The organism is Micromonospora sp. DT31, assembly GCF_049841795.1.
Classification (GTDB): Bacteria; Actinomycetota; Actinomycetes; order Mycobacteriales; family Micromonosporaceae; genus Micromonospora.
Genome location: NZ_JBNCKZ010000072.1, coordinates 1 through 586, shown reverse-complemented (window position 1 = coordinate 586; position 586 = coordinate 1). Strand labels below are relative to the sequence as shown.

The window sequence follows — 586 nt, the reverse complement described above, 5'->3', positions numbered from 1 at the left end:
CGACACCGCCGCCCGCCGCGGCGTGCCCTCCCGCCGCGGCCACGGCACCGACCGCACCGCCACCCGAACCCCACCAGCCGACCAATCCACATGCGGACTCGGCTCATCCACATGCAACGTCGCCGGCACCACCTCACGATCAAACGCACCGATCATCGCGATGATCCCCGCCGCACCCGCCGCCGCCTGCGTATGCCCAATACTCGACTTCACCGACCGCAACCACACCGGCGCATCCACCGACCGACCCGACCCATACGTCGCCAACAACGCCTGCGCCTCAATCGGATCCCCCAACCGCGTCCCCGTCCCATGCGCCTCCACCACATCCACCCCCGACACATCCACCCCCGCCACCGCCAACGCCTGCCGAATCACCCGCTGCTGCGCCGGACCATTCGGCGCCGTCAACCCATTCGACGCCCCATCCTGATTCACCGCCGAACCCCGCACCACCGCCAACACCCGACGCCCCGCCGCCACCGCATCCGACAACCGCTGCAACACCACCACCCCCACACCCTCCGACCACGCCGTCCCATCCGCCCCCGCACCAAACGCCTTACACCGACCATCCACCGACAAC

The 586-nt window shown here is 69.8% G+C and carries 1 protein-coding gene; it reads right to left on the bottom strand.

The features are described from left to right. The coding region (locus ACLQ2X_RS28430; RefSeq protein WP_425684146.1) for a polyketide synthase at positions 1 to 586 on the bottom strand (586 nt) is incomplete at both ends.